Origin of the sequence: Massilia sp. CT11-137, from assembly GCF_047302885.1 — a bacterium.
Classification (GTDB): Bacteria; Pseudomonadota; Gammaproteobacteria; order Burkholderiales; family Burkholderiaceae_D; genus Telluria; species Telluria orientalis.
Window position 1 is genome coordinate 2013078 of the sequence record NZ_JBKYMP010000002.1, and the last position, 24299, is coordinate 2037376.

A 24299-nucleotide genomic window follows, 5' to 3' on the forward strand; every position below is an offset into this window, starting at 1 on the left:
AAGGTCGCCCGCTTGAATCCTCGCGTCATGTTCTGGGTCCCGGCGTTGCTGCGCCTGGGCCTGATGCTCGCGGTCGCCGGCATTGCGTGGTGGCTGCTGGGCCCTGTCTCCGGGCTGGCGCTCGCGCTGCTCATCACCCTCGGCCTGCTGATTTCCCAACTGGCCTACCTGCACAAGCTGGGCGAATGGCTCGACGACCCGCAGAGCACGAAGCTGCCGGACGGGTGGGGCGCGTGGACCGACGTCTTCGCGCGTTTGTACCGCCTCCGCCGCGACGACGAACGCAACCGCGACGAGCTGACGGAATGGCTCGCGCGCTTCCGCCAGGCCATGCACCTGCTGCCGGAGGGCGTGGCGATCATGGACGACGTCCTGTTCCTCGAATGGTGCAACCCGGCGGCCGAGCGCCACCTGGGCCTCACGCTGGAACACGACAAGGGCCGGCGTGTGACGAACCTGATCCGCCACCCCGAATTCATCGACTACCTGATCCTCGGCCGCTACGAACAGCCGCTCACCCTGTCGATCCGCGGCCGCAAGCTGATCGTGCAGATCATCCCGTTCGAGAACCGCCGGCAAATCCTCGTCACCCACGACGCGACGGACACGGACCGCATCGAGGCGATGCGCCGCGACTTCATCGCCAACGCGTCGCACGAGCTGCGCACGCCGCTGACGGTGATCGTCGGCTTCCTCGAGATCGCGCTCGCGGATCCGGGCCTGGACGAGAAGACGCGCACCGCGCACCTGATGCTGATGACGGAACAGGCGCAGCGCATGCAGCGGCTGATCGAGGACATGCTCACCTTGTCGCGCCTCGAATCGGACGAGTATCCCCTGAAGCGCGAGCGGGTGGACGTGCGGGCTCTCGTCGAACAGGTGGCGAACGATGCGCGCGCGCTGTCCAACGGCCGCCACGAGATCGACTTCGCCGTCGACGGCCCGGACGTGATGGGCAGCAGCGAAGAGCTGCGCAGCGCGTTCGGCAACCTGGCCAGCAACGCCGTGCGCTACACGCCGCAAGGCGGGAAGATCGAGCTGCGCTGGCTGCGCGGCCCGAACGACTTGCGCTTCGAAGTGATCGACAACGGCATCGGCATCGACGAGCAGCACATCTCGCGCCTGACGGAGCGCTTCTACCGCGTCGACAAGAGCCGCTCGCGCGAGACGCAGGGCACGGGCCTCGGCCTCGCCATCGTCAAGCACGTGCTGCTGCGCCACGGCGGCAAGCTCGCGATCCGCTCGGTGCCCGGCAAGGGCAGCGTGTTTACGGCCACGCTGCCGAATACGTCGCTGCCGGGTTAATCGTCCGACCATCATCTTACGCGGCGCTTAAACCGGGGGCGGCAAACGGGCGGGATCGGGTTACAATCTCGGGATGACCTTCTCCCGACGTTCCCTTCTTGCCACGCTCGGCGCCGCGGCACTGCTCGCGGGCTGCGGCTCCACGCCCACGCAGCCGGCCGCCCCGGTGGCCGCCACGCCGGCGCCCCTTCCTCTGCGTCACGTGAAAATCGCGCTCGCCCTCGGCGGCGGCGCCGCGCGCGGCTTTGCCCACATCGGCGTGATCAAGGCCCTGGAAGCCCAGGGCATCGTGCCCGACATCGTCGTCGGCACGAGTGCCGGTTCCGTCGTCGGCGCGCTGTACGCGTCCGGCTACAACGGCTTCCAGCTGCAGAAGATCGCCCTCGACATGGACGAGACGACGATCTCCGACTGGGCCATCCCGTTCTTCAGCAAGGCCCCCGGCGTGCTGAAAGGGGAGGCGCTGCAGACCTATGTGAACAAGGCCGTGCACAACCAGCCGATCGAAAAACTGAAGATTCCGTTCGGCGCCGTCGCCACCGACCTGAAGACGGGCAAGCCGATCTTGTTCCGCCGCGGTAACACCGGCATGGCCGTGCGCGCGTCGTCGTCCGTGCCCGGCGTGTTCCAGCCGGTCGTCATCAGCGGCCGCAGCTACGTCGACGGCGGCCTCGTCGCCCCCGTGCCCGTTCGCTTCGCGAAGGAAATGGGCGCCGAATTCATCATCGCGGTTAATATCTCCAGTGCGACCGAGGCGCAGGCCACCGCGAGTTCCGTGGACGTGCTGATGCAGACGTTCACCATCATGGGCCAGCGCCTGAACCAGTACGAGCTGAAGGATGCCGACGTCGTCATCACGCCCGCGCTGGGCACGATGGGCAGCGCCGACTTCACCGGCCGCAACCTGGCCGTGCTGGCCGGCGAGCAGGCCGCGGCCGGCGTCATGGCCGACCTCAAGGCCAGGCTGAGGGCCAAACAGGGCACGCCGGCCCCGCTGTCGGCCGCGCGCTGATCGCAGACCTTTTTTGTAACGCCACACGAAAGAAAGACTCAAGATGCAAACCAAGCCCGTCCTTACCCTCGAAGACATCAAGAAGATCGCCGCCGGTGCCGAAGCCGAAGCGGTCGCGAACGGCTGGAAAGTCGTCATCGCCATCTGCGACGACGGCGGCCACCCGCTGTGGCTGCAGCGCCTGGACGGCGCCGCCCCCGTGTCGGCCCACATCGCCCCGGCAAAGGCGAAGACGGCCGCGCTGGGCCGTCGTGAGTCGAAGATCTACGAGGACATGATCAACAACGGCCGCGTGTCGTTCGCCCGCGCGCCGGAGCTGGACGGCATGCTGGAAGGCGGCGTGCCCATCGTCGTCAATGGTGAAGTCGTCGGCGCCGTGGGTGTGTCGGGCGTGAAATCGGCGGAAGACGCGCAGATCGCCAAGGCCGGTATCGCCGCGCTGGGCTTGTAATTTACGTTTACGTCATGGCGGGGGGCGTGGGGCGACATAGCGGCGCGCCCGCCCGCCGATTTTTTTGTGGTCTGTAGCCTGGGCACCTGCGCCCACGCGTGCGTCGGCGTGTCGCGCACTGCCGCGCGGGCTCGGGGAGCCCGCCCTACGCGCCGGATTCGATATGTGAATGGATTTCCAGCGAGTATTTAGACGAAAACCGAAGGCAAGGCGATTGCCGGCCGATATAAATCACGCTATAATTCAGAGGTTTAGCCATCACTTATCTGCCGTAGCGACTACCCACCCAAACCTCTATCTAGCGACCTGTGACACTGGGCGAGATGCATGCCCACACCCCCTGTCCGGGCCGGTCTGACGTGGCGCAGCCTACGGCAACTTTATCGGGAGTTGCCCTTGCCGCCATTTTTTTCTGGCCCAGCCGTTCCAGCCATCCTCGCTCTGGCAGACGGAACCATTTTCAAAGGATATTCGATCGGCGCCGCCGGTCACACCATCGGTGAAGTGGTATTCAATACCGCCATCACCGGGTACCAGGAAATCCTGACCGACCCCAGCTATTCGCGTCAGATCGTCACGCTGACGTACCCCCATATCGGCAACTACGGCATCAATGCCGAAGACGTCGAAGCCTCGAAAGTCCACGCCGCCGGCCTGATCATCCGCGACCTGCCGCTGCTGGCCTCGAATTTCCGCTCGACCCAATCGCTGGCGGACTACCTGAAGCAGGAAAACGTCGTCGCCATCGCCGGTATCGACACCCGCAAGCTGACCCGCATCCTGCGCGAGAAGGGCGCCCAGAACGGCGCGATCCTGACCGGCACGCAGGGCAATGAGCCGTCGGAAGCGCAGGCGCTGGAGCTGGCGCGCTCGTTCCCGGGCCTGAACGGCATGGACCTGGCGAAAGTGGTCTCCGTCAAGGAACCGTACACCTTCGACCAGACCGAATGGAAGCTGGGCGAGGGCTACGGCAAGCAGGAAAACCCGCAGTTCCACGTCGTCGCGTTCGACTACGGCGTCAAGCGCAACATCCTGCGCATGCTGGCCGAGCGCGGCTGCAAGATCACCGTGCTGCCGGCGCAGGCCACCGCGGAAGAAGCCCTGGCGCTGAACCCGGACGGCATCTTCCTCGCCAACGGTCCGGGCGACCCGGCCGCCTGCGACTACGCGATCGCCGCGACGAAGAAAGTGATCGACTCGGGCATCCCGACGTTCGGCATCTGCCTCGGCCACCAGATCATGGCGCTGGCCTCGGGCGCGCAGACCGTCAAGATGAAGTTCGGCCACCACGGCGCCAACCACCCGGTGCAGGACCTGGATTCGAAGCAGGTCATGATCACGTCGCAGAACCACGGCTTCGCAGTGGATGCCGCGACCTTGCCGGCCAACTGCCGCGTGACGCACGTCTCGCTGTTCGACGGCTCGCTGCAGGGCTTCGAGCGCACGGACAAGCCGGCATTCTGCTTCCAGGGCCACCCGGAAGCGTCGCCCGGCCCGACGGACGTCGCCTACCTGTTCGACCGTTTCATCAGCAAGATGCAAGCCCACGCCAGCAAGTGAGAAGAAATAAATGCCAAAACGTACTGATATTAAAAGCATCCTGATCATCGGCGCGGGCCCGATCGTCATCGGCCAGGCGGTCGAATTCGACTACTCCGGCGCCCAGGCCTGCAAGGCGCTGCGCGAAGAAGGCTACAAGGTCATCCTGGTCAACTCGAACCCGGCGACCATCATGACGGACCCGGAAACGGCCGACGTCACCTACATCGAGCCGATCACGTGGAAGGCCGTCGAGCGCATCATCGACAAGGAGCGTCCCGACGCGATCCTGCCGACGATGGGCGGCCAGACCGCGCTGAACTGCGCGCTGGACCTGCACCGCCACGGCGTCCTCGACAAGTACAAGGTGGAACTGATCGGCGCCACGCCGGAAGCCATCGACAAGGCCGAGGACCGCTTCAAGTTCAAGGAAGCGATGACGAAGATCGGCCTCGGTTCGGCCCGTTCCGGCATCGCCCACTCGATGGACGAAGCGCGCGCCGTGCAGCGCGAACTGGGCTTCCCGACCATCATCCGTCCGTCGTTCACGATGGGCGGTTCGGGCGGCGGCATCGCTTACAACGAAGAAGAATTCGAAGCGATCTGCAAGCGCGGCCTGGAAGCGTCGCCGACCTCCGAACTGCTGATCGAAGAATCGCTGCTCGGCTGGAAAGAGTACGAGATGGAAGTCGTCCGCGACAAGAAGGACAACTGCATCATCGTCTGCTCGATCGAGAACCTGGATCCGATGGGCGTGCACACCGGCGACTCGATCACCGTCGCGCCGGCACAGACGCTGACGGACAAGGAATACCAGATCATGCGCAACGCGTCGATCAACGTGCTGCGCGAGATCGGCGTCGACACGGGCGGCTCGAACGTGCAATTCTCGATCAACCCGAAGGACGGCCGCATGATCGTCATCGAGATGAACCCGCGCGTGTCGCGTTCGTCCGCGCTGGCATCGAAGGCGACCGGCTTCCCGATCGCGAAGGTTGCGGCGAAACTGGCCGTCGGTTTTACGCTGGATGAGCTGCGCAACGAGATCACCGGCGGCGCGACCCCGGCCAGCTTCGAGCCGTCGATCGACTACGTCGTCACCAAGATCCCGCGCTTCACGTTCGAGAAATTCCCGACTGCGGACAAGCACCTGACGACGCAGATGAAGTCCGTCGGCGAAGTGATGGCGATGGGCCGCACGTTCCAGGAATCGTTCCAGAAAGCGCTGCGCGGCCTGGAAGTCGGCGTCGACGGCCTGAACGAAAAGACCCGCGACCGCGAAAAGATCGAGGAAGAACTGGGCGAGCCGGGTCCGGAACGCATCTGGTACGTGGGCGACGCGTTCGCACAGGGCTTCACGCTGGAAGAGGTGCACAACCTCACCAAGATCGATCCGTGGTTCCTCATCCAGATCAAGGAAATCGTCGACATCGAACTGTGGCTGGATCACCAGAAGCTGGAAAGCCTCGACAAGCCGACGCTGTACAAGCTTAAGCAGAAGGGCTTCTCGGACCGCCGCCTCGCGTTCCTGATGCAGACGACGCCGGAAGCCGTGCGCGCCAAACGCCACGAGTTCGGCATCCGTCCGGTCTACAAGCGCGTCGACACCTGCGCCGCCGAATTCGCGACCAATACCGCGTACATGTACTCGACGTACGACGAAGAGTGCGAGTCGAACCCGACCGACAAGAAGAAGATCATGGTGCTGGGCGGTGGCCCGAACCGCATCGGCCAGGGCATCGAGTTCGACTACTGCTGCGTGCACGCGGCCCTCGCGATGCGCGAAGACGGCTACGAGACCATCATGGTCAACTGCAATCCGGAGACCGTGTCGACCGACTACGACACCTCCGACCGCCTGTACTTCGAATCGCTGACCCTGGAAGACGTGCTGGAAATCGTCGACCTGGAAAAGCCGGAAGGCGTGATCGTCCAGTACGGCGGCCAGACCCCGCTGAAGCTCGCGCTGGATCTGGAAAAGAACGGCGTCCCGATCATCGGCACGTCGCCGGACATGATCGACGCGGCCGAAGACCGCGAGCGCTTCCAGAAGCTGCTGCAGGACCTGGGCCTGCGCCAGCCGCCGAACCGCACCGCGCGCACGGAAGCCGACGCGCTGGCGCTGGCGTCCGAGATCGGCTATCCGCTCGTCGTGCGTCCGTCGTACGTGCTGGGCGGCCGCGCGATGGAGATCGTCCACGAGCAGCGCGACCTCGAGCGCTACATGCGCGAAGCCGTGAAGGTGTCGAACGATTCGCCGGTGCTGCTGGACCGCTTCCTGAACGACGCGATCGAAGTCGACGTCGACTGCATCTCGGACGGCGAGACGACGTTCATCGGCGGCGTGATGGAACACATCGAGCAGGCCGGCGTGCACTCGGGCGACTCCGCGTGCTCGCTGCCGCCGTACTCGCTGTCCCAGGCGACCATCGATGAACTGAAGCGCCAGACCTCGCTGATGGCGAAGGCGCTGAACGTCGTCGGCCTGATGAACGTGCAGTTCGCGATCCAGCAGTCGGAAGTCGACGGCCAGACCGTGGACACCGTATATGTGCTGGAAGTGAACCCGCGTGCCTCGCGTACCGTGCCGTTCGTGTCGAAGGCGACGGGCCTGCAGCTGGCGAAGATCGCCGCGCGCTGCATGGTCGGCCAGACGCTGGCACAGCAGGGCATCACGAAAGAGATCGTCCCGCCGTTCTACAGCGTGAAGGAAGCCGTGTTCCCGTTCGTGAAATTCCCGGGCGTCGACACGATCCTCGGCCCCGAGATGAAGTCGACGGGCGAAGTGATGGGCGTGGGCACGACGTTCGGCGAAGCGTTCGTCAAGTCGCAGCTGGCCGCCGGCATCACCTTGCCGACGACGGGCCGCGTGTTCCTGTCGGTGAAGGGTTCGGACAAGCCTCGCACCGTGAAAGTGGCGCGCGACCTCGTCGAACTGGGCTTCTCGCTCGTCGCGACGAAGGGCACCGCGGCCGTCATCGCCGCCGCCGGCATCCCGGTCACCCCGGTCAACAAGGTGATCGAAGGCCGTCCGCACATCGTCGACATGATCAAGAACCACGAGATTGCGATGGTGGTGAACACGGTCGAAGAGAAGCGCAGCGCCATCGCCGACTCGCGTACGATCCGTACGTCGGCACTGCAGGCGCGCGTGGTCACCTATACGACCATCGCCGGCGCCGAGGCGGCCGTGCAGGGCATGCGTCACCTGGACGAGTTGCGGGTGTACGATTTACAAGGCCTGCATAAAACCTTAAACTAAGCGGCGATGCGGTAACATAGCAGCACCGCTTAGCAGTACCCAAGACCACAGAGTTCGCGCGGCTTGCGCCGTGCGGCTCTGTGGTTTTCACTTGGTACGTCCGCAAACACTGAGAACAGAATACGATGAACACTCCATTGACCAAATTCGGCGCCGAGAAGTTGAAGGAAGAGCTGCACCAGCTCAAGACCAAGGAACGCCGCAACGTGATCGATGCGATCGCCGAGGCGCGCTCGCATGGCGACCTGTCGGAAAACGCCGAATACGACGCCGCCAAGGAGCGCCAGGCCTTCGTCGAGGGCCGCATCGCCGAGCTGGAACAGAAACTGTCCACCGCGCAGATCATCGACCCGGCCACGCTGGATGCGGAAGGCCGCGTGGTGTTCGCCTCGACCGTCGACCTCGAAGACCTCGACAACGGCCAGAAGGTCACCTACCAGATCGTCGGCATCGATGAAGCCGACCTCAAGGAGAACAAGGTCTCCGTCACCTCGCCGATCGCGCGCGCGCTGATCGGCAAATACGCCGGCGACGTGGTCGAAGTGCAGGCCCCGTCCGGTCCGCGCGAATACGAAATCCTGGAAGTCCGTTACGTCTAAGTTCGCCACGATGCTTGCCAATGCGCGCCTGCTGCTGGCCGCCCTGTGGGCCGGCAGCGTGTGGGCCGTCAGCTACCTGGCCGCGCCGAGCGCCTTTGCCGTGCTCGACAGCACGCAGGCCGGCAATGTCGTCGGCGTCATGTTGACGCGTTCGGCCTGGGTGGCGATCGCGCTCGCCGTGCCGCTGACGCTGCTGACGTCGCGTGCGGCGGATGTCGACGCGCGGCGCAAGCGCTGGCTGTATGCGCTGATCGCCGGCATGCTGGCATGCAGCCTCGTCGTCTACCTGGGCCTGCAGCCGATGATGGCGGCGATCCGCGCAGCGGCCGGGCCGGCCGGCGTGCGGGCGTCGCCGCAGTGGGGGACGTTCGCGGCGCTGCACGGGGTCTCGCAGGTGTTGTACCTGGCCGAGAGCATCCTTGGTGCGCTTCTTGTTGTGAAGGCCCGCTGAGGCATAAAAAAACCGGGGTAGCGGCCCCGGTTAATTTTTGGTGAACACGGCTTATTTCAGGGCCGTCTTCTTGGTGCTGGCCTGACGTGGCTTGGCCCGTTTGATGTTGCCGCCTTGCGTGACGCGCTCGTTACCTTTCAGCAGGACCTTGGTTACGGTCGGCTTCTTGGTGCCGCTCGGGCTCGGCTTGACGATGGTAACTTCGCGCAGGCCCTTGCCGGCCTTCGTCGAACGTTCCTTGACGTCATCCTTCTTCGGGCGGTACAGCACGAGCAGCTTGCCGATGTGCTGGACCGGCGCGGCGTCGAGTTCCGCGCAGATGCGTTCGTAGATCGCGATGCGTTCTTCACGGTCGTCGCCGAACACGCGTACCTTGATGAGGCCGTGTGCGTCGAGGCTGGACGCGATTTCCTTCATGACGGCCTCGGTCAGGCCGTCTGCGCCGATCATGACGACAGGATTGAGGCCGTGGGCTTCCGCACGCAGCGCTGCACGCTCGACCGGTGTAAGTTTGATCATGATGTTATTTTGAGATACCTATTAAAAGCAGTATTTTACGCGAATGGCCAAGAACAAATTCAATAAAAACTGGATCCACGATCACATCAACGATCCGTATGTCAAATTGGCACAGAAAGAGGGCTATCGGGCCCGTGCGGCCTACAAGCTGAAGGAAATCGACGAAAGCGAAAAGCTCATCAAGGCGGGCCAGGTGATCGTCGACCTCGGCTGCACGCCCGGCAGCTGGGGCCAGTACACGCGGCGCAAGCTGGCCGGCGGCGAGGAGGGCGGCATCAAGGGCACGATGATCGGCCTGGACATCCTGCCGATGGAGCCGATCGCCGACATGCATTTCATCCAGGGCGATTTCCGCGAGCAGGAGGTGCTCGACGAGCTGGCGGGCGTTCTCGAAGGCCGCATGGCCGACCTCGTGTTGTCCGACATGGCGCCGAATCTGTCCGGTATTCCGTCGGCGGATGCGGCGCGCATGGAGGATTTGATCGATCTCGCTATTGAGTTCTCTCAAATGCACCTCAAACCTTCAGGGGCATTGTTGGTGAAATGCTTCAAGGACATGGGATTCACCCAAGTCCTGGAGAAGTTCCGCACCGAATTCAAGGTCGTCAAACAGATCAAACCGAAGGCCAGCCGCGACAAATCCTCGGAAATTTTCCTGCTGGGGCGTGGGTTGAAAAATCCGGCCGCCTGAAATTGCGAAAATCGACGGAAACGCCCTTGATTTCCTGCAGTACAACCGCACATCAGCAAAGGACAGCCACGTCTGTGTGCATGATGGCTGCGCAACGGAAATAAAAACCGGCTATAGTGGAGAAAAGGGAACCTTGAAAAACCGTCGCGAGCGGCCGCAATGTTGTGTGAGAAGCGCAGCTGTACGAGAGTACAGCGAGCATCGCAGCACGACAGTGCAACGTGCAGCAGGTTTTTCAACGTCCCCGAAGGCACTATGGCGGTCGTGCGTGGCACGGGCTGCTTATTGCGGTAAAATCTGCCTTTGAAAAAATGGGAAAAGATGCGTTCGCATCAGAGGAGTCTTCGTGAATAATATGTTTTCCAAATCCGCCATCTGGGTGGTCGTCGCGCTGCTGTTGTTCATGCTGTTCAAGCAGTTCGACAACCACAGCGTCGCGGGCGGCAGCAAGACCATTGCTTATTCCGAGCTGCTCGATGACGTCAAGGCGAAACGCATCAAGGACGTCGTGATCGAAGGTTCGAGCATCACCGCGACCCGTACCGATGACACCAAGGTCCGCACCACCGCGACCATGCTCGACCGCGGCCTGATCGGCGACCTGCGCGACAACAACGTGCGCTTCGACGTCAAGCCGCCCGAGGAACCGTCGTTCCTCCAGCAAGTCTTCATTTCCTGGTTCCCGATGCTGCTCCTGATCGGTGTCTGGGTGTTCTTCATGCGCCAGATGCAGGGCGGCGGCAAGGGCGGGGCGTTCTCGTTCGGCAAGTCGAAGGCGCGCATGATGGACGAGACGAACAACACCGTCACGTTCGCCGACGTCGCCGGCTGCGACGAAGCGAAGGAAGAAGTGGGCGAGATCGTCGATTTCCTGAAGGATCCGACCAAGTTCCAGAAACTGGGCGGCCGCATCCCGCGCGGCGTGCTGATGGTTGGTCCCCCGGGTACCGGTAAGACGCTGCTGGCCCGCGCCATCGCCGGCGAAGCCAAGGTCCCGTTCTTCTCGATCTCCGGTTCGGACTTCGTCGAGATGTTCGTCGGCGTGGGCGCGTCCCGCGTGCGCGACATGTTCGAGAATGCGAAAAAACACTCGCCGTGCATCATCTTCATCGACGAGATCGACGCCGTCGGCCGCCACCGTGGCGCCGGCATGGGCGGCGGCAACGACGAGCGCGAACAGACGCTGAACCAGCTGCTGGTCGAGATGGACGGCTTCGAGGCATCGTCGGGCGTGATCGTGATCGCCGCGACCAACCGTGCCGACGTGCTGGACAAGGCGCTGCTGCGTCCGGGCCGTTTCGACCGCCAGGTGATGGTGGGCCTGCCGGACATCCGCGGCCGCGAGCAGATCCTGAATGTGCACATGCGTAAAGTGCCGATCGGCACCGACGTGAAGGCGGACATCCTGGCGCGCGGCACCCCGGGCTTCTCCGGCGCCGACCTGGCCAACCTCGTCAACGAAGCCGCGCTGTTCGCCGCGCGCCGCAGCAAGCGCCTGGTCGAGATGAGCGACTTCGAAGACGCGAAGGACAAGATCTTCATGGGTCCGGAGCGCAAGTCGATGGTCATGCGCGAGGAAGAGCGCCGCAACACCGCGTACCACGAGTCGGGCCACGCGGTGATCGCCAAGCTGCTGCCGAAGGCCGATCCGGTGCACAAGGTCACGATCATGCCGCGCGGCTATGCCCTCGGCCTGACCTGGCAGTTGCCGGAGCACGACAGCCTGTCCGGCTACAAGGACAAGATGCTGGAAGAGATCTCGATCCTGTTCGGCGGCCGTATCGCCGAGGAGATCTTCGTCGGCCAGATGTCGACCGGCGCATCGAACGACTTCGCCCGCGCGACCAAGCTGGCCCGCTCGATGGTGACCCGTTTCGGCATGTCGGAAAGCATGGGCGTGATGGTCTACGAGGATGATCCGAACGAAGGCTTCTTCGGCGGCTCCGTGAAGACCATCTCCGAAGCGACGCAGCAAAAGGTCGATGCCGAGATTCGCAACATCCTCGACACGCAGTACACGCTGGCCCGTCGCCTGCTGGAAGAAAACCGCGACAAGGTCGAAGTGATGACGAAGGCGCTGCTCGAATGGGAAACCATCGATGCCGACCAGATCAACGACATCATGGCCGGCCGCGAGCCGCGCCCGCCGAAGTCGGTGGTCCTGACCAAGCGCACGCCTCCGAGCGACAGCGGCGTCGCCCCGAACGCGACCGCCCCGGCCTGACCAGCGCGGTCTCTCCTCGAAAAGGCACCCCGAGCGGGTGCCTTTTTATTCTTTATTCCGTTGGTTTTTCGTCATGCGTCAATACCTGCAGTGCGGCCGTTTCGGCTATAACCTCGCCCAGCGCCCGCTGGTCATGGGCATCCTCAACGTCACCCCCGATTCCTTTTCCGACGGCGGCCGCTACCAGGGCCTCGAATTCGCCGTGGAGCGGGCCGAACAAATGATCAAGGACGGCGTCGACATCATCGACATCGGCGGCGAATCCACGCGGCCGGGCTCGCCCAGCGTCCCCATCGACGAAGAACTGCGCCGCGTCATGCCGGCGATCTACGCGTTGCGCGAACTGGGTTATCCGCTGTCGATCGATACCTGCAAGCCCGAGGTGATGCGCGAGGCGATCATCGCGGGCGCCGACATGATCAACGACATCAACGGCTTCCGGGCGCCCGGCGCGATCGAGGCCGTGAAGGACGGCGACTGCGGGCTGTGCGTAATGCATATGCAGGGCACCCCGCAGGACATGCAGGCACAGCCCGAATACGTCGACGTGGTGGCCGACGTGATCGCGTTCCTGCGCGAGCGGATCGATGCGCTGCTGGCGGCAGGTGTGGCACGCGAACGCATCACGATTGATCCCGGATTTGGTTTTGGGAAGAGTGTCGAGCATAATTATGCTTTGCTCCGGAGCATAAACCGCATGGAAAGCGAACTGGGCCTGCCCGTATTGGCGGGCCTGTCGCGCAAATCGATGATCGGCGCCGTGACGGGCCGTAGCGTCGAGCAGCGGTTGGCCGGCAGCCTGGCCGGTGCGCTCGCTGCGGTAGCGCAGGGCGCCCGGATCGTACGGGTCCATGATGTGGCAGAGACGGTGGATGCGCTGAAAGTCTGGCAAGCGGCCACTACGAATAATCAATAGATGAAGAGAATTTAATTAATGGCACGCAAATATTTCGGTACCGATGGTGTACGCGGCCTGGTGGGCGAGTCGCCCATCACCCCTGACTTCGTGATGCGCCTGGGCTATGCCGCCGGCAAGGTGCTGGCCAAGGACAAGGCCGGCACCAGCGAACGTCCCACGGTCCTGATCGGCAAGGACACGCGCATTTCCGGCTACATGCTGGAAGCGGCGCTGGAAGCCGGTTTCTCGGCAGCCGGCGTCGACGTGATGCTGGCCGGTCCGATGCCGACCCCGGCCATCGCGTACCTGACGCGCGCACTGCGCCTGCAGGCGGGCGTCGTGATTTCGGCCTCGCACAATCCTTTCCAGGACAACGGCATCAAGTTCTTCTCCGGCCATGGCACCAAGCTGCCTGATGCCGTCGAGCTCGAAATCGAGGAGATGATCGACCAGCCGATGGGCTGCGTGTCGTCGGAAAAGCTGGGCCGGGCCACGCGCCTGCGCGACGCGCAGGGCCGTTACATCGAATTCTGCAAGAGCACGTTCCCGAACGAGCTCGACCTGCGCGGCCTGAAAATCGTCGTCGACTGCGCCCACGGCGCCGCCTACAACATTGCGCCGCACGTGTTCCATGAACTGGGCGCCGAAGTCATCGAGCTGGGCACCAAGCCGGACGGCTTCAACATCAACGACGGTGTCGGCGCGACGGCACCGAAGGCGATGGCGGCCGCGGTCGTCGAGCACGAGGCCGACCTCGGCATCGCGCTGGACGGCGACGCCGACCGTTTGATCATGTGCGACGCCAAAGGCCGCCTGTACAACGGCGACGAGCTGCTGTACGTGATGGTGCGCGCGCGCATGGCGACCGGCCCGGTGGCCGGCGCCGTCGGCACCCTGATGACCAATATGGCGCTCGAAGTGGCGTTCAAGGACATGGGCATCGGCTTCGCGCGCGCGAAGGTCGGCGACCGCTACGTGCTGGAAATGATGCAGGACCGCGGCTGGCTGCTGGGCGGCGAAGGCTCGGGCCACCTGCTGGCACTGGACAAGCACACGACCGGCGACGGCATCGTGTCGGCACTGCAGGTTCTGACCGCGCTCAAGCGTTCCGGCCAGGGCCTGGCCGAGTGCTGCAGCGACCTGACGCTGTATCCGCAGACCCTGATCAACGTGCGCGTGCAGCCGGGTACCGACTGGACGAAGAACGCGGCTGTCGTGGCGGAGAAGGAAAACGTCGAGCGCGAACTGGGCGACAATGGCCGCGTGCTGATCCGCCCGTCCGGCACGGAACCGCTCGTGCGTGTGATGGTGGAGGCGAAGAACGCGGAACTGGCCGAGTCGATGGCCAAACGCATCGCCGCGCGCTTCGAAGTCTGACCATCCGCCGGGGCGAGCCCCTTCATTGACGCCTCCCTCCCGGCGGGGTATGATCGTCCCAATCGGAGTGTAGCGCAGCCCGGTAGCGCACCTGCTTTGGGAGCAGGGGGTCCAAGGTTCGAATCCTTGTACTCCGACCACCGTTTGCAAACGGGCTGTCCTCGACGGCCCGTTTTCATTTATGAAGCCATACTGCCCATAGCTCAGTTGGATAGAGCATCAGCCTTCTAAGCTCATATAGAAATGCGTCAACCATGCGGGTTTCGGCGCATTTCTCGCTCCGCAATTCTACTGTTCTGACTGCTTCTTATGCCCCGCAGAATTTGCCGTTTCTGGCGTTTGCGGAGCATTTTCAGGCGGCACGATGACGATCTGACCGTCGACAACCTGCATGACCAGCTCGGCGGACGCGGGCGTGATGACGTGGTAGTCGGTCATTTCGCGTTCACGGCCCGGCAGGCTTCGTTCCGCTCGACGACTTCGGCGTATCGTGACACGAGGCCTGCAATTGCTGCTCCGTAGCCGAGAACGTCAGCAGCAGCCTCCGGCACAAGGTCCGGTCCGCCTCCGTCAACTGCAGGCGCGCCGGAAGCGGATCGATCTTCGGGCGCGGCGCCGGACTGTACGGTACTGGTTGCGGGGCAGCGCAGGCGGTCAGTGCCAGCGCGCACGCGGCGCTGAGCAGCTTCGAGGTTCGATGCATATTCCTGTTCCTTTCGATAAGCGTCAGCGTCCTTCGCGGCGAGCAGCGTGCGCAGCTCGTCTTCGGTCTGCTGGTTGAGGTAGGCGTCGCGGTCGTGCTGTTTCTTGCCGGCGTCGACAGCAGCCGCATATCCGGCTTCGTATCGCTCCGTGCCGTAGTGGTGGATGCCGAACCATGTGCCGACAGCGAGCAGCACGGCCAGCGCGACGGCGATGAGCAGGCGTTCGAGCGCGGTCACGAATGCACCTCGTCATAGAAGGCAAGATTCCGGAAGCGCATGATGTCGATCAGCTTCTTCGCGTAGTCCGGGTCGGTCGCGTACCCGGCCGCCTGCAGAGCACGCGCCCAGCCCGGCCCGGTCGTCTCCTTGAAGCACGCCGCATAGCGCGGGTTCTTCAGCAGGAACTGCGCGTGGTCAACCATGCTTTCCAGCCAACTCGAGTAGCGCCGGAACTTGTCGGGCATGGCCACGCTCTTGTCGTTCAGGTGCTCATGCGTGCCGAACGTGACGGTCGTCCCGGTCCACGATTTGTCCGCCTTGATGCCGAACAGGTTGTTGCCGATCGCGCGCGCGCCCCACGACGACTCGAGCGCGGCTTGGGCGAGGATGACGGATGCCGGGATCCCGGTCTTGCGCTGGCAGTCCTGCGCGGCTTGGGCCAGCATGCCGATGAATGCGCTAGGCGGCATGATTCTCCTTCGCTGCCTTGGCAGCCGCACGAGCACCGTGCACGATGTTGTAGACGACGAGGGCCAGCCCGACAGCGCGGAATACGTTCGCCGGCAGGTACGGTGCCAGATCGGGCAGGTTGTCGCGCAGGGCGGATACGATGGAGTCGGCAAACGGATATGCCGCCAGCAGTACAGCGTTCATCCAGACGGTGAACGATTTACGCGCGGCCCGGATGTGGTCGAGGATGCTCATGCGATTTCCTTCTCTTCGTGCGCACGTTCGCGCCAGGCTTTCTCGAGCCGGATCAGTTGGATGCCCAGCACGACGAGGGCCGTCACGATGCCGACGGCCATGGAGGCGACCGACAGCCATCCTTGGATCGCCTCCATTTTGGTAGCGGCGCCAATGGCTGTCGTGCTCGCGGCAACGGCTGCGGCCATCTTCGGATTGCTCGCCGCGGCCTCAATCGCGGAGCGTACGTTTTCGGGTTCTTGCATGGTTTTTTCTCTCAAGGATGGTGGCTGCCGCTGAAATGATCACGATGACGAACCAGATCGAGCCAAGGAAGATCAGCATGGCGGTCGGGAATAAAAAGTCGAAGCAGTTGGGCATACGTCAGCACCCACATGAAGCAGTTGTAAAAGGTGGGCGAGACATATGCGACGTACAGAAGCCAGCCAGCGAAATTCCCGACGATCGACGCCAGCAGCAGCCGCTGCGCATCCGCGCATAGCCGGCCATGAAGCAAGGCGGGCGCGGCGTACAGCAAAAGAAGATCCAGTAGCGCGGCGCTGCCGTGAAACATCAGCATGCCTTCGGGCGTATTGGGCAGATGGCCCGTTGCCCATGCATGCCCGTACATCGCTAGCAGAATCGATGCCCCGGCAAGGCAGCGTGCGCGCCACGAGTTCATTTCTTCTTCGTCGGCGTGGTTTTCTTCTGCTGCTCGGTCGGTGGGCGTTGCTTGCCGCCGCCCGCGCCGGTTGCCATAGTCGATTTCTTCATGTGTGTTTCCTTTCGTGGTGGGTGTGGGATGTGGACTACGCTGCAGCAGCCTCGATGGCGGCCAGCTTCAGTGAGAAGAGTTCGTCGTAGCGGACGCCGTACCGGTTGCCCGCCGGGCGCGCCACCTGGACGATCACGCCTTCTTCGTCCACGATTTCCGGCAATGCCTCCCACTCGTCGTAGCAGAGCAAGCCGTACGCGAACGCATCGAGGCCCTCGGCCTCAAACGCTTCCTTGACCTGCTGGGCGATCACGCCGAAATGCCAGCGCGCGCCGTCCCCCTTGGCTTGCACCGCATCGTTGAACTTGAACTGAACGAGATTGACCCGCCGGACTGCGCGTATGGCGGCTTGGTTGATGTCCTGAACTTGCTGCTTTTCGCGTCCATCGGACGTGTTGATGGCGCCCGTACCGGCGTACACAGTTTTGAAACGGAAGGTCGCCCCGCCGAGGTCAGTTGCGTTGTCCTGGCGCGCGAGCAGCGCCGACGAGGACAGCGATAAGATGTCCGTGCCGGCCGCTGTTTTCCAGAAATGAGAGTCGGTCTGGTACGACAGCGTGGCCCCCGCAGCGGTCGCGGCGATAATGTTCGATCCCGCGCGGGTAAAAGTCAGCGTTGCGCCAGAGGCCTCTAACTGGATATTGCCGACAGTGCCGTAGAACGTCTCGATGCCGGTCGAGCTAAAACGTTTCTTCGCTGCGCCGTTCAGCTGTAGCTCCAGCGCCTTGGCGCCGGCATTATCCGGGTCAGCGACCAAGTCGACGAAGCCGGGATAGCCGAACGTCAGGCGGGCGGCGAGATTGGTCAGCTTCGCGACGTTGATCGCGCCCGGGAGGCTGCGGTGCATCTTGTATTCGGAGGCATCGGGCGGCCGGTTGTGCGTGAAGCCGATCAGCGATACCGCTTCCGGCGCCGTGGCGATCGGGCCCACAGCGGCGCCCGAGCTTTCACCGTAGCCGCCGATCAGGCGAATATTCGCTGCGGCCGCGCTGGCCGGCACATAGTTCAGCAGCGTTCCGGTCCACAACTCCCAGAAGCAACTGATGAAGTCGATTTCCGTGGCAGCCTGGATGTAGATCGAATTCGTCGCGCGCAGGAATTTGCAGTTCGTGAACGTGGTCCGGGTCGTGCGGTTGTTCGCGCCCGTCGGATCTGGACGAAACCACACGTCGTACGTACCGCTGACGTTGGTCATTACGTTCGTGAAATGGTGGTAGAAGCCGCCAGAGTCCGAGCCGCCAACGGTCGGCCCCGGCTGCAACATGATCTGGTGCGTGCAATTCGAGATAAACGCGTCGCGCACGGTCTGGTACGACTGGCTCGTGAACGTAGTGGTCTGCGTGATGCTCTCGGGGACGCCGCCGTAACCGACCACGGAGGCAAGGTTATTGCCGTCGATCTGTAGGTCGCGCACACCCGAGAACAGACGCGCGTTTCGCACGACCATCATCGTCGCTGAGTTGGCGCGCAGGATCGTTCCAGCGCCTTCGCCCTCGATGATGATGCCGTTCGCGGTCGTGGTCACGCCGCCCGTGCTCGGGATCAGGATGCCGTCCTTGAAGCTGTCGCCGCCGGCCTTGCCGTCGAGGCGGTAGCCACCAGCAGGCACGAACAGCCGGCCGCCCCCGCGCGAGACAAGATAGGTCATGGCTGCGGAAAACGCCCCCGTCATGTCGAGCGAGTATGTGTACGCGGCTGCATCCGTGCGCTGGGCATCCGTCATGAAGTCGGTGACACTGACGCGTTCCCGGCTTTTATCCTGCAACGTGCGAGCAACTGCGCCGACGCCGGACTGGATGAACCCGATCAGGGAAGATCCTGCTGCTTTCGCGAGACCGACAACGTATGACGCAATGCTGAAGTCATCCGACGTCGGCGCGTAAAACACCGTTCGGCCTTTCGAGTCGATGACCGTTTCTGAATAAGAGCTGTCGTAGAACACGTTCGCCGGAGCGTTCGAGTCGTTGACGATGTAGCCGTTCAGCGTGCGCGCGGGCTGAGCGACGGGCAGCGTGCCGGCCGCGTCCCAATACACCGTGACAGGATGCGTGATCGGGTCTTGGTCCGGCTCTCCGAAGTAGACGGAGCCGTTACTCAGCGGCTTGCCGTCGAGGCCGGTGTAGGTCTTGAAGGGTTGTTCGACTGGGAGCATGCGGATCCTCGATCAGTGCAGGGTTGCGCCAGTCGGGCGGGCCGCCGGCGGGTTGTTATTGGCGGCAGCACGGCCACGGGTTAGCGCGATTTCGATGCGCTTTTGCAGTTGGCGGTTTTTCACCTGTTTCGACAGGACGCGAAGGGTCGACAGGACGGGGACAGGAAGGCCAGTCATCGAACCTGTGACGCCCGCCTCTGCGAACGCCGCAAGCAGCACCGAGGCTGTGTTGGATGTGTTCACGGCGCCCGGCGGCGTGGTGTAGATCACCTTCGCCAAGTCGTTCAGATCGCGAAGATGCTGAGCGCCTTGCTTGCCGAAGATGGTTTGCAGACGGCCATCGGCATCGAGGCGTTTGATGGCCTTGTCCAGCTTGGGAACGGAGAGGATCACGTTGCCCCGCTGATCGGTCGCGGTGTTCGCGAACGCCTGATCTTTAATCCAGTTCATCGTCTCGCCCTGGAGATCGCGCCATGCCTGCTGGCCAGCCTGCACAACCTCGGGCGGCGCATCCTTGCCATGGGTGAGCGCGCGACGAACAGCGCCGACATCCTCGCGGCTGGCATTCAGGATGGAGTGCTCGAAGACGTCAGCGATTGCGACCTTGCGGTCTGCCATGCCCTTCTTCGTGTTGAGCAAGGATGCGACCACGCCACGGTCCTCGTACTTCTTCGCGAGGTTCTCGCGCAGCCGGCGAGCCTGGCGGTATTTAGGGCCGATTACCGGTTCCGTCGCGCTATCGATCGCGCCTTTCAAAATGGCCGAATTGCGAATATTTGTCGGCTCATAATCGGTTGCGTTGCCGATGGCGCGGCGTAGGAGCTCCGCATTCCTGACGGTGGTCGGTTGCGCCACGAGGTTGCCGTCCGCATCCTCAGTCGCAGCACCGAGACGGATCGCGCGCTTGCGGGCGACGTCTAGCAGGGGCGACACAGCAGCATCAGGCGCGCTATCGTTCAGGTACTGGATGGCAGCGTCGAGAGTCACGGGCGCCGCGCCTTCGGCGGACTTCTCGGCGGCCTTGTAGGCGACTCGGACGCGCGTCTTGTCGTAGTCGAGACCGGCTCGCAAGCCGCTATCGACCGATCGACCCGTAGCGGCGAGGTCGGGCGTTTCCTTTCCCGTCTGGTCAACGAGGTTGTCGAAATGCTTCAGTACCTGTTCGTTCTGGTCTGACCAACGTTCACGGAGGGCCGCGCCTTGTTCGCCTTTGCCCGTCTCCTGCTCGAAGCGCAGCTGATTTTGATCGCGGGTAGCTTGACCCAGCGTCAGATCGACGCCGACCTTGTCGGCTACCTGCTGCCGCTGCGTCGCCATGTCCGTGCCTGCGGCGCCCATGCTACCGCGCGTGCCGGGCGTCGGCGTTGGATCAGGGTTGCGGCCGAGGGTGCGCTCGATACGCGCGGCGATCTCGGGCGAAGTTTGTCGGATGCGCTCAACGGCGCCAGTCGCAACGTTCTTCGCCGCTGATCCTGCACGAGCCACGGCCGGCGCAGCGACGTCACGTGCGCTCGATGCTGCCGCGCGCGTGCCTGCGCTGACGGCTGCCAATTCCGGCATAACAGTTACCGGCAATACCGTATTTAATGCCTCTCCTACACCCTGCGTGTATTCCTGTCCTGCCTCAGTACGCGGCTGATAGGTGAGAGCAGTTGCACCATCGCCGGCAGCCTGTTCGATCTTGGAAACCCCCTGTGGCGTACCGAATTCGCCGGTGGCGACAGCACCGGCAAGCCCTCCTAATGCGCCGCCTACCATGCCTAGCGTGCCGCCCGTCGCGCCGGTAGCAAGCGATAGAGCCGTCTCGCCGACGCCTTTGATCTTGTCGACGAGGGACGAATCCGGCTGTGTCGGTTTCGGCTCGCGGATAACGTTACCCTGCGCATCTACCTGCGGTACGCCGGCCATACGAGGGTCAGCCGGCGCAGCCTTTGGCTGGCTCAAGTGGCCGATGATTTCGCTATCGGAATATCCCGCTTTCCGCGCCCCGGCAATGTCAAACTTCGACTCGCTTGCAAGGTGATCGGCGATCTCCACGTCGGAATAGCCTGCCGCGCGTGCGCCCTCGACATCGAATGGTTTGGCCATAGGTCAGCCCCCAAAACTGGAAAGCGGGGGGCGCGAATTACTGGCTGCCGGCGTGTTTGGATTGCCGAGCTGGACGCCAAAGCGCTTGCTGATCGTACCGCGACCGGTTTTTAGCAGGCGTTGCGCTTCCTTGAGGTTGGCGATGATCTGGGTGTCCGATTGCCTAAGGCTGAAGTTCTGGAAGGCAGACTGCAGCTTTTCGCCCTCTGCATTAGAGAGCGCACCCATACCCTTGATGTTAGGGATCTGCGACAGGAAGGCTTGCGAACCCAAAGTCTCAACCAGGGCTTCTAGGTCGGCAACATCCCCCTGCATTGTCGGCAGACGTGAATCCAATGGCCCAGCGGCGGCGCGCAGCAAGGACGTTCCCCTGCCGGTTCCCTTGCCGTCCTTCTTTTCTTCAGCGACAGCAAGGATGCGATCGATGTTGTTCAGCATGTTGTCGATGCTGCCGGCTGCGCTTTCGGCGTCAGCAACCTTCGCACGCGCCTTGTCGCCGAATTCCTGCTGCGCTTTCTGGAGCTGCAAGGAAAGCTCCTGCTGCTTCAACTGGTTGTTCTCCCGCGCGATCTGCGCGTTCAGGTAGCCGATCTTGGTCTGGTCACGTTTGAACTGGTTGTCGGTGCGGATGCCTTCGAGATCGAGCAGTGCCTTTGTGTCTGCGTACTTCGCGGTGACAGCGTCCGTGGTCGCCTTGGATTTGGCCGAGTCAGCGCCGGAAATGGCTGCGTCAGCGTCGGCTTCGCCCTTGCGTACGAGGCCGGGCTGCAACTCGTCAGCGCGTCGTTCGCCGCCCAGATCCTTGAAGGCAGCGGCGAATTTATCCGGGCCAAGGGCGCTTGCCAGCTGCATCCCAATGATGGTCTTCGCCTGCGCTGGGTTGTCGTGCACCATCTTGGCAAACTGTTCTGCGCCGGCGGCGCCTTGCTCGTTGCCGCTGTTCCGCAGTGCTGTAGCGCGTTCAGTCAACAGCTTTTCCGCGACATCGGGCTGCCCGTTCAGCACGGCTGCATATACCTGAGAGGCATGGTCGACGTGGGCCTGCTGCTGCGCGGGCCCGACAACATCAGATGCGCGCTTGAGCTGCTCGCTCAGCGCGGGGTACTTCACCATGAGGGCGCCAATCGCCGACGGCGTCGGGTTCTGGCTCAACGCCTGCAGATCGCCCTGCATTTGCTGCTGCTGAAGAAGTGCGGCCTGCTTCTGTTGCTGCTGCGCGCGCACATCGTTGATTGCAATGCCGTTCTTGAGCCCGGCAAGAAAACTGTCGCCTGGTGAGGGTAAGTTCGCAAATGCGCTGGTGTAGTCGTACGGTTCGGGCATTAGAAGGTCCCTCCCAGGTAGGCGCCGAAGGTGTTCGTCAGTCCATTGATCAGTTGGCCGTTCGCCCTTCCATTGGCGAGCGCTGCACCCGCCTGCGCCGAGCCCTGCTGGCCCAACAACTGGGTAACGTTATTGCCAGTCGCTAGTCCGGCGTTACCGACTCCGGCTGCCGCGTTTTGCCCAAGGCTGGTCATGCCACCGAGCCGTGAATACTGCTGATCGATCAGTTGAGCCAGTAACTGCGGCTGAAACTGCCCCAGGGCCGCCTGCACGTTCCCGCCACGAAGGCCGCCGGTAGCGGAGGCGTTCGCCAGAATGGCATCCTGTCCGGACTGGCTCAGCGCCTGATATTGCGGCGATGTCTGGATGCCGCTGATAGCTGCCTGCTGGGCCGCTGTGCCGTTTGTGCCGAGCAGGTTCTGCTGTGCTCCAAGCGCGCCAGTGCCGGCATTCACGTACGGCGACAGCAGTTTCTGTACCTGATCGAACTGCCGATGTTGCTCATCGATGCCAGCTTGTGATGCTTGCGTGCTTGCGTTTGCGGCACTACTTGCCGCGTCTTTCTGGCTGTCCGCCGCGAGGTAGGTACCCACTGCGGCCGCCGCATATCCCCATGGCATAGGGCTACTCCTTGTCGGTTTTAATGCACACGATCAGCGTGATGCGCTCGTGCGTGGTCGGGTTGGTCACCCAGTGCAAATACGAGTTGTCGAACCAGAACAGGTCGCCGGGTGCGGTGACGAGCTGCTCACCTTCGAAGCAGAAGGCTTGACCTGGGGCAGCCGCAATCTGGATCGCGAACTTGTCGTAGTAGCGCGCATGCCAGCCGTGGTCGACATGCGGCTTGCACTCGGCGCCTGGCGGGATGCGCGTGATTAGTACCCCGCCGAGGCGGTCACCGTGCACCGCGGCCATGAGTGGATAGACCAGTTCGCGCAGCGGCAGGCATTCAGCCGCCGGATACCAGATAGCGTCGTGGTCGGCGTCGCCGTTCGCGCCGGGCGGCGCGAAGCGGGCCCAGATGTCGGACAGGCCGTGGTGCGGCGAGTCGATGCTTGCGGTGCGGGCGGTATGCTGGTCCCACAGGTGCGGGTTGGCCGCCAGGGCCGCGCGGATCGGCTCGACGTTCAGGCCCGAGGCCAACAGGCGAATTTTGTTCACGCCAAGCCCTCGGCGATGGCCAGCATCTGTGCGGCGTCCGGACGCTCGATTAGCACCTCGTCGACGTGGGCCGGATCGGTTTCGTCGGTAGCATGGATGCAGAACCAGACGACGTCGGTCAGCGCTTTCACGCCGTGATGTTGGTGCGCGCGGATGGTGAGCAGCTGCGGCGCGTGCGCGATGGTACGCTGGCCGTCGACTTCGACTTCCACCATACCCGCCGCCAGCAAGGCGAAGTGGTCGTAGTGGTGACGGTGCTGGACCAGAATCGATCCAGCGGGGAACGAGGTTTCCTTCGCGTACAGGCCGTCTGCGAAGTGGTGTGCGAGCTCGACCTGTTTGCGAGTAGGGATTCGTGCCTGAGAGGCCAGGTCTTGCGATGTGCCGGGGTCCAGCAGCATGATTTCTCCCGTTCGGGGTTCATGGCCGCTGGTAGCCTGGACTCAGCTACTGCCCAAGAAACGGGCAGATGCTGAATTATAGAAATATCCTATGAGAAATTGCAATCAGGATAGAAAGGATTCATGACTATGTGAACTTGCGGCCACTTGCGCGCACCTTGATCGTGCTCGCGGTGGGGCAAGTGACGGTCAGTTTCCCGCCGCTGGCGATGGTGTGACCGACAATATCGGGGAAGGGCCACGAGGCGCCGACGACGAGCGCTTTCGCGAACGTCTGCACCGACGTGCCATCGGGCGCGAACAGTTGCGCGGTCGCGGTTGCGGTAACAGCACCTTCGTTCGTGCACGTGAGCTTGTCGACGGCGGTTACGCACTGGTCGGACAGGTAATAGGCGCCGACGCTGGCCGTGGCGGTAGCGGCGGCGAATGTGCCTTCGATGAGGACGGCGGGGGTCGTGGTCATG

General features: G+C 63.2%; 25 protein-coding genes and 1 tRNA gene. 12 read left to right on the forward strand and 14 right to left on the reverse strand.

Annotation, left to right across the window (positions count from 1 at the left end; translation table 11 throughout):
* The first annotated feature begins 12 nt into the window (after window positions 1–12).
* From phoR to ACEN98_RS25720, 7 genes are all read left to right on the forward strand, one after another.
* Window positions 13–1305, forward strand: a complete 1293-nt coding sequence (gene phoR / locus ACEN98_RS25690) for a phosphate regulon sensor histidine kinase PhoR (protein ID WP_413340066.1) — start codon at window positions 13–15, stop codon at window positions 1303–1305.
* Between the two features lie 73 nt (window positions 1306–1378).
* Entirely contained in the window at window positions 1379–2317 is a 939-nt protein-coding gene (locus ACEN98_RS25695; RefSeq protein WP_413387686.1) for a patatin-like phospholipase family protein, read from the forward strand.
* Window positions 2318–2360: 43 nt separating this feature from the next.
* Window positions 2361–2768 carry a heme-binding protein gene (locus ACEN98_RS25700; protein ID WP_413387687.1) on the forward strand — a complete coding sequence of 136 codons (408 nt, stop codon included), beginning with the start codon at window positions 2361–2363 and terminating at the stop codon, window positions 2766–2768.
* Window positions 2769–3164: 396 nt separating this feature from the next.
* A complete protein-coding gene (carA, locus tag ACEN98_RS25705) occupies window positions 3165–4328 on the forward strand; it encodes a glutamine-hydrolyzing carbamoyl-phosphate synthase small subunit (protein ID WP_413339243.1) in 1164 nt (387 codons plus the stop codon).
* 10 nt (window positions 4329–4338) lie between these two features.
* Window positions 4339–7569: a carbamoyl-phosphate synthase large subunit gene (carB, locus tag ACEN98_RS25710; RefSeq protein ID WP_413387688.1), complete on the forward strand. Its 3231-nt coding sequence runs from the start codon at window positions 4339–4341 to the stop codon at window positions 7567–7569.
* Between the two features lie 125 nt (window positions 7570–7694).
* Entirely contained in the window at window positions 7695–8168 is a 474-nt protein-coding gene (gene greA / locus ACEN98_RS25715; protein ID WP_036234141.1) for a transcription elongation factor GreA, read from the forward strand.
* A gap of 10 nt (window positions 8169–8178) precedes the next feature.
* Window positions 8179–8619, forward strand: coding sequence for a DUF4149 domain-containing protein (locus tag ACEN98_RS25720; RefSeq protein WP_413387689.1), 441 nt, complete (start codon window positions 8179–8181; stop codon window positions 8617–8619).
* A gap of 51 nt (window positions 8620–8670) precedes the next feature.
* On the opposite strand, the gene yhbY is transcribed toward ACEN98_RS25720, so the two are convergent.
* A complete protein-coding gene (yhbY, locus tag ACEN98_RS25725) occupies window positions 8671–9138 on the reverse strand; it encodes a ribosome assembly RNA-binding protein YhbY (protein WP_413387690.1) in 468 nt (155 codons plus the stop codon).
* A gap of 43 nt (window positions 9139–9181) precedes the next feature.
* Here yhbY and ACEN98_RS25730 point away from each other — a divergent pair, with 43 nt between their 5' ends.
* The 5 genes from ACEN98_RS25730 (at window position 9182) to ACEN98_RS25750 (ending at window position 14468) form a co-directional block, all read left to right on the forward strand.
* Complete coding sequence (locus ACEN98_RS25730) at window positions 9182–9829, forward strand: RlmE family RNA methyltransferase (protein WP_413387691.1); 648 nt, start codon at window positions 9182–9184, stop codon at window positions 9827–9829.
* 346 nt (window positions 9830–10175) lie between these two features.
* On the forward strand, window positions 10176–12053 hold the full coding sequence (gene ftsH / locus ACEN98_RS25735) for an ATP-dependent zinc metalloprotease FtsH (RefSeq protein ID WP_036234132.1): 1878 nt from the start codon (window positions 10176–10178) through the stop codon (window positions 12051–12053).
* 73 nt (window positions 12054–12126) lie between these two features.
* Complete coding sequence (gene folP, locus ACEN98_RS25740) at window positions 12127–12969, forward strand: dihydropteroate synthase (protein WP_413387692.1); 843 nt, start codon at window positions 12127–12129, stop codon at window positions 12967–12969.
* 18 nt (window positions 12970–12987) lie between these two features.
* Window positions 12988–14328 (forward strand): phosphoglucosamine mutase, encoded by a 1341-nt coding sequence (gene glmM, locus ACEN98_RS25745; RefSeq protein WP_413387693.1) that lies wholly within the window; start codon window positions 12988–12990, stop codon window positions 14326–14328.
* A gap of 63 nt (window positions 14329–14391) precedes the next feature.
* Window positions 14392–14468, forward strand: a tRNA-Pro gene (locus ACEN98_RS25750).
* Window positions 14469–14616: 148 nt separating this feature from the next.
* On the opposite strand, the gene ACEN98_RS25755 is transcribed toward ACEN98_RS25750, so the two are convergent.
* From ACEN98_RS25755 to ACEN98_RS25815, 13 genes are all read right to left on the reverse strand, one after another.
* Window positions 14617–14766 carry a hypothetical protein gene (locus ACEN98_RS25755; RefSeq protein ID WP_413387694.1) on the reverse strand — a complete coding sequence of 50 codons (150 nt, stop codon included), beginning with the start codon at window positions 14764–14766 and terminating at the stop codon, window positions 14617–14619.
* Window positions 14763–15269 (reverse strand): hypothetical protein, encoded by a 507-nt coding sequence (locus ACEN98_RS25760; RefSeq protein ID WP_413387695.1) that lies wholly within the window; start codon window positions 15267–15269, stop codon window positions 14763–14765. The genes ACEN98_RS25755 and ACEN98_RS25760 overlap by 4 nt, the downstream gene beginning before the upstream one ends.
* Complete coding sequence (locus tag ACEN98_RS25765; RefSeq protein ID WP_413387696.1) at window positions 15266–15721, reverse strand: glycoside hydrolase family 73 protein; 456 nt, start codon at window positions 15719–15721, stop codon at window positions 15266–15268. Before ACEN98_RS25765 ends, ACEN98_RS25760 begins: the two co-directional genes overlap by 4 nt.
* Entirely contained in the window at window positions 15711–15956 is a 246-nt protein-coding gene (locus tag ACEN98_RS25770; RefSeq protein ID WP_413387697.1) for a hypothetical protein, read from the reverse strand. The genes ACEN98_RS25765 and ACEN98_RS25770 overlap by 11 nt, the downstream gene beginning before the upstream one ends.
* Window positions 15953–16201: a hypothetical protein gene (locus tag ACEN98_RS25775; RefSeq protein WP_413387699.1), complete on the reverse strand. Its 249-nt coding sequence runs from the start codon at window positions 16199–16201 to the stop codon at window positions 15953–15955. The genes ACEN98_RS25770 and ACEN98_RS25775 overlap by 4 nt, the downstream gene beginning before the upstream one ends.
* Window positions 16202–16212: 11 nt before the next feature.
* A complete protein-coding gene (locus ACEN98_RS25780; protein ID WP_413387700.1) occupies window positions 16213–16617 on the reverse strand; it encodes a hypothetical protein in 405 nt (134 codons plus the stop codon).
* 127 nt (window positions 16618–16744) lie between these two features.
* Complete coding sequence (locus tag ACEN98_RS25785; protein ID WP_413387701.1) at window positions 16745–18862, reverse strand: tail fiber domain-containing protein; 2118 nt, start codon at window positions 18860–18862, stop codon at window positions 16745–16747.
* Window positions 18863–18874: 12 nt separating this feature from the next.
* Window positions 18875–20950, reverse strand: a complete 2076-nt coding sequence (locus tag ACEN98_RS25790) for a hypothetical protein (RefSeq protein ID WP_413387702.1) — start codon at window positions 20948–20950, stop codon at window positions 18875–18877.
* Between the two features lie 3 nt (window positions 20951–20953).
* The gene (locus tag ACEN98_RS25795; protein WP_413387703.1) at window positions 20954–22273 is read right to left on the reverse strand and encodes a hypothetical protein; all 1320 of its coding nucleotides are present in this window, start codon (window positions 22271–22273) and stop codon (window positions 20954–20956) included.
* Entirely contained in the window at window positions 22273–22893 is a 621-nt protein-coding gene (locus ACEN98_RS25800; protein ID WP_413387704.1) for a hypothetical protein, read from the reverse strand. Before ACEN98_RS25800 ends, ACEN98_RS25795 begins: the two co-directional genes overlap by 1 nt.
* 4 nt (window positions 22894–22897) lie before the next feature.
* Window positions 22898–23434, reverse strand: coding sequence for an aspartyl/asparaginyl beta-hydroxylase domain-containing protein (locus ACEN98_RS25805; RefSeq protein ID WP_413387705.1), 537 nt, complete (start codon window positions 23432–23434; stop codon window positions 22898–22900).
* Window positions 23431–23835, reverse strand: coding sequence for a cupin domain-containing protein (locus ACEN98_RS25810; protein ID WP_413387706.1), 405 nt, complete (start codon window positions 23833–23835; stop codon window positions 23431–23433). Before ACEN98_RS25810 ends, ACEN98_RS25805 begins: the two co-directional genes overlap by 4 nt.
* 127 nt (window positions 23836–23962) lie before the next feature.
* Window positions 23963–24298, reverse strand: a complete 336-nt coding sequence (locus ACEN98_RS25815) for a hypothetical protein (RefSeq protein ID WP_413387707.1) — start codon at window positions 24296–24298, stop codon at window positions 23963–23965.
* Between the last annotated feature and the right edge of the window lies 1 nt (window position 24299).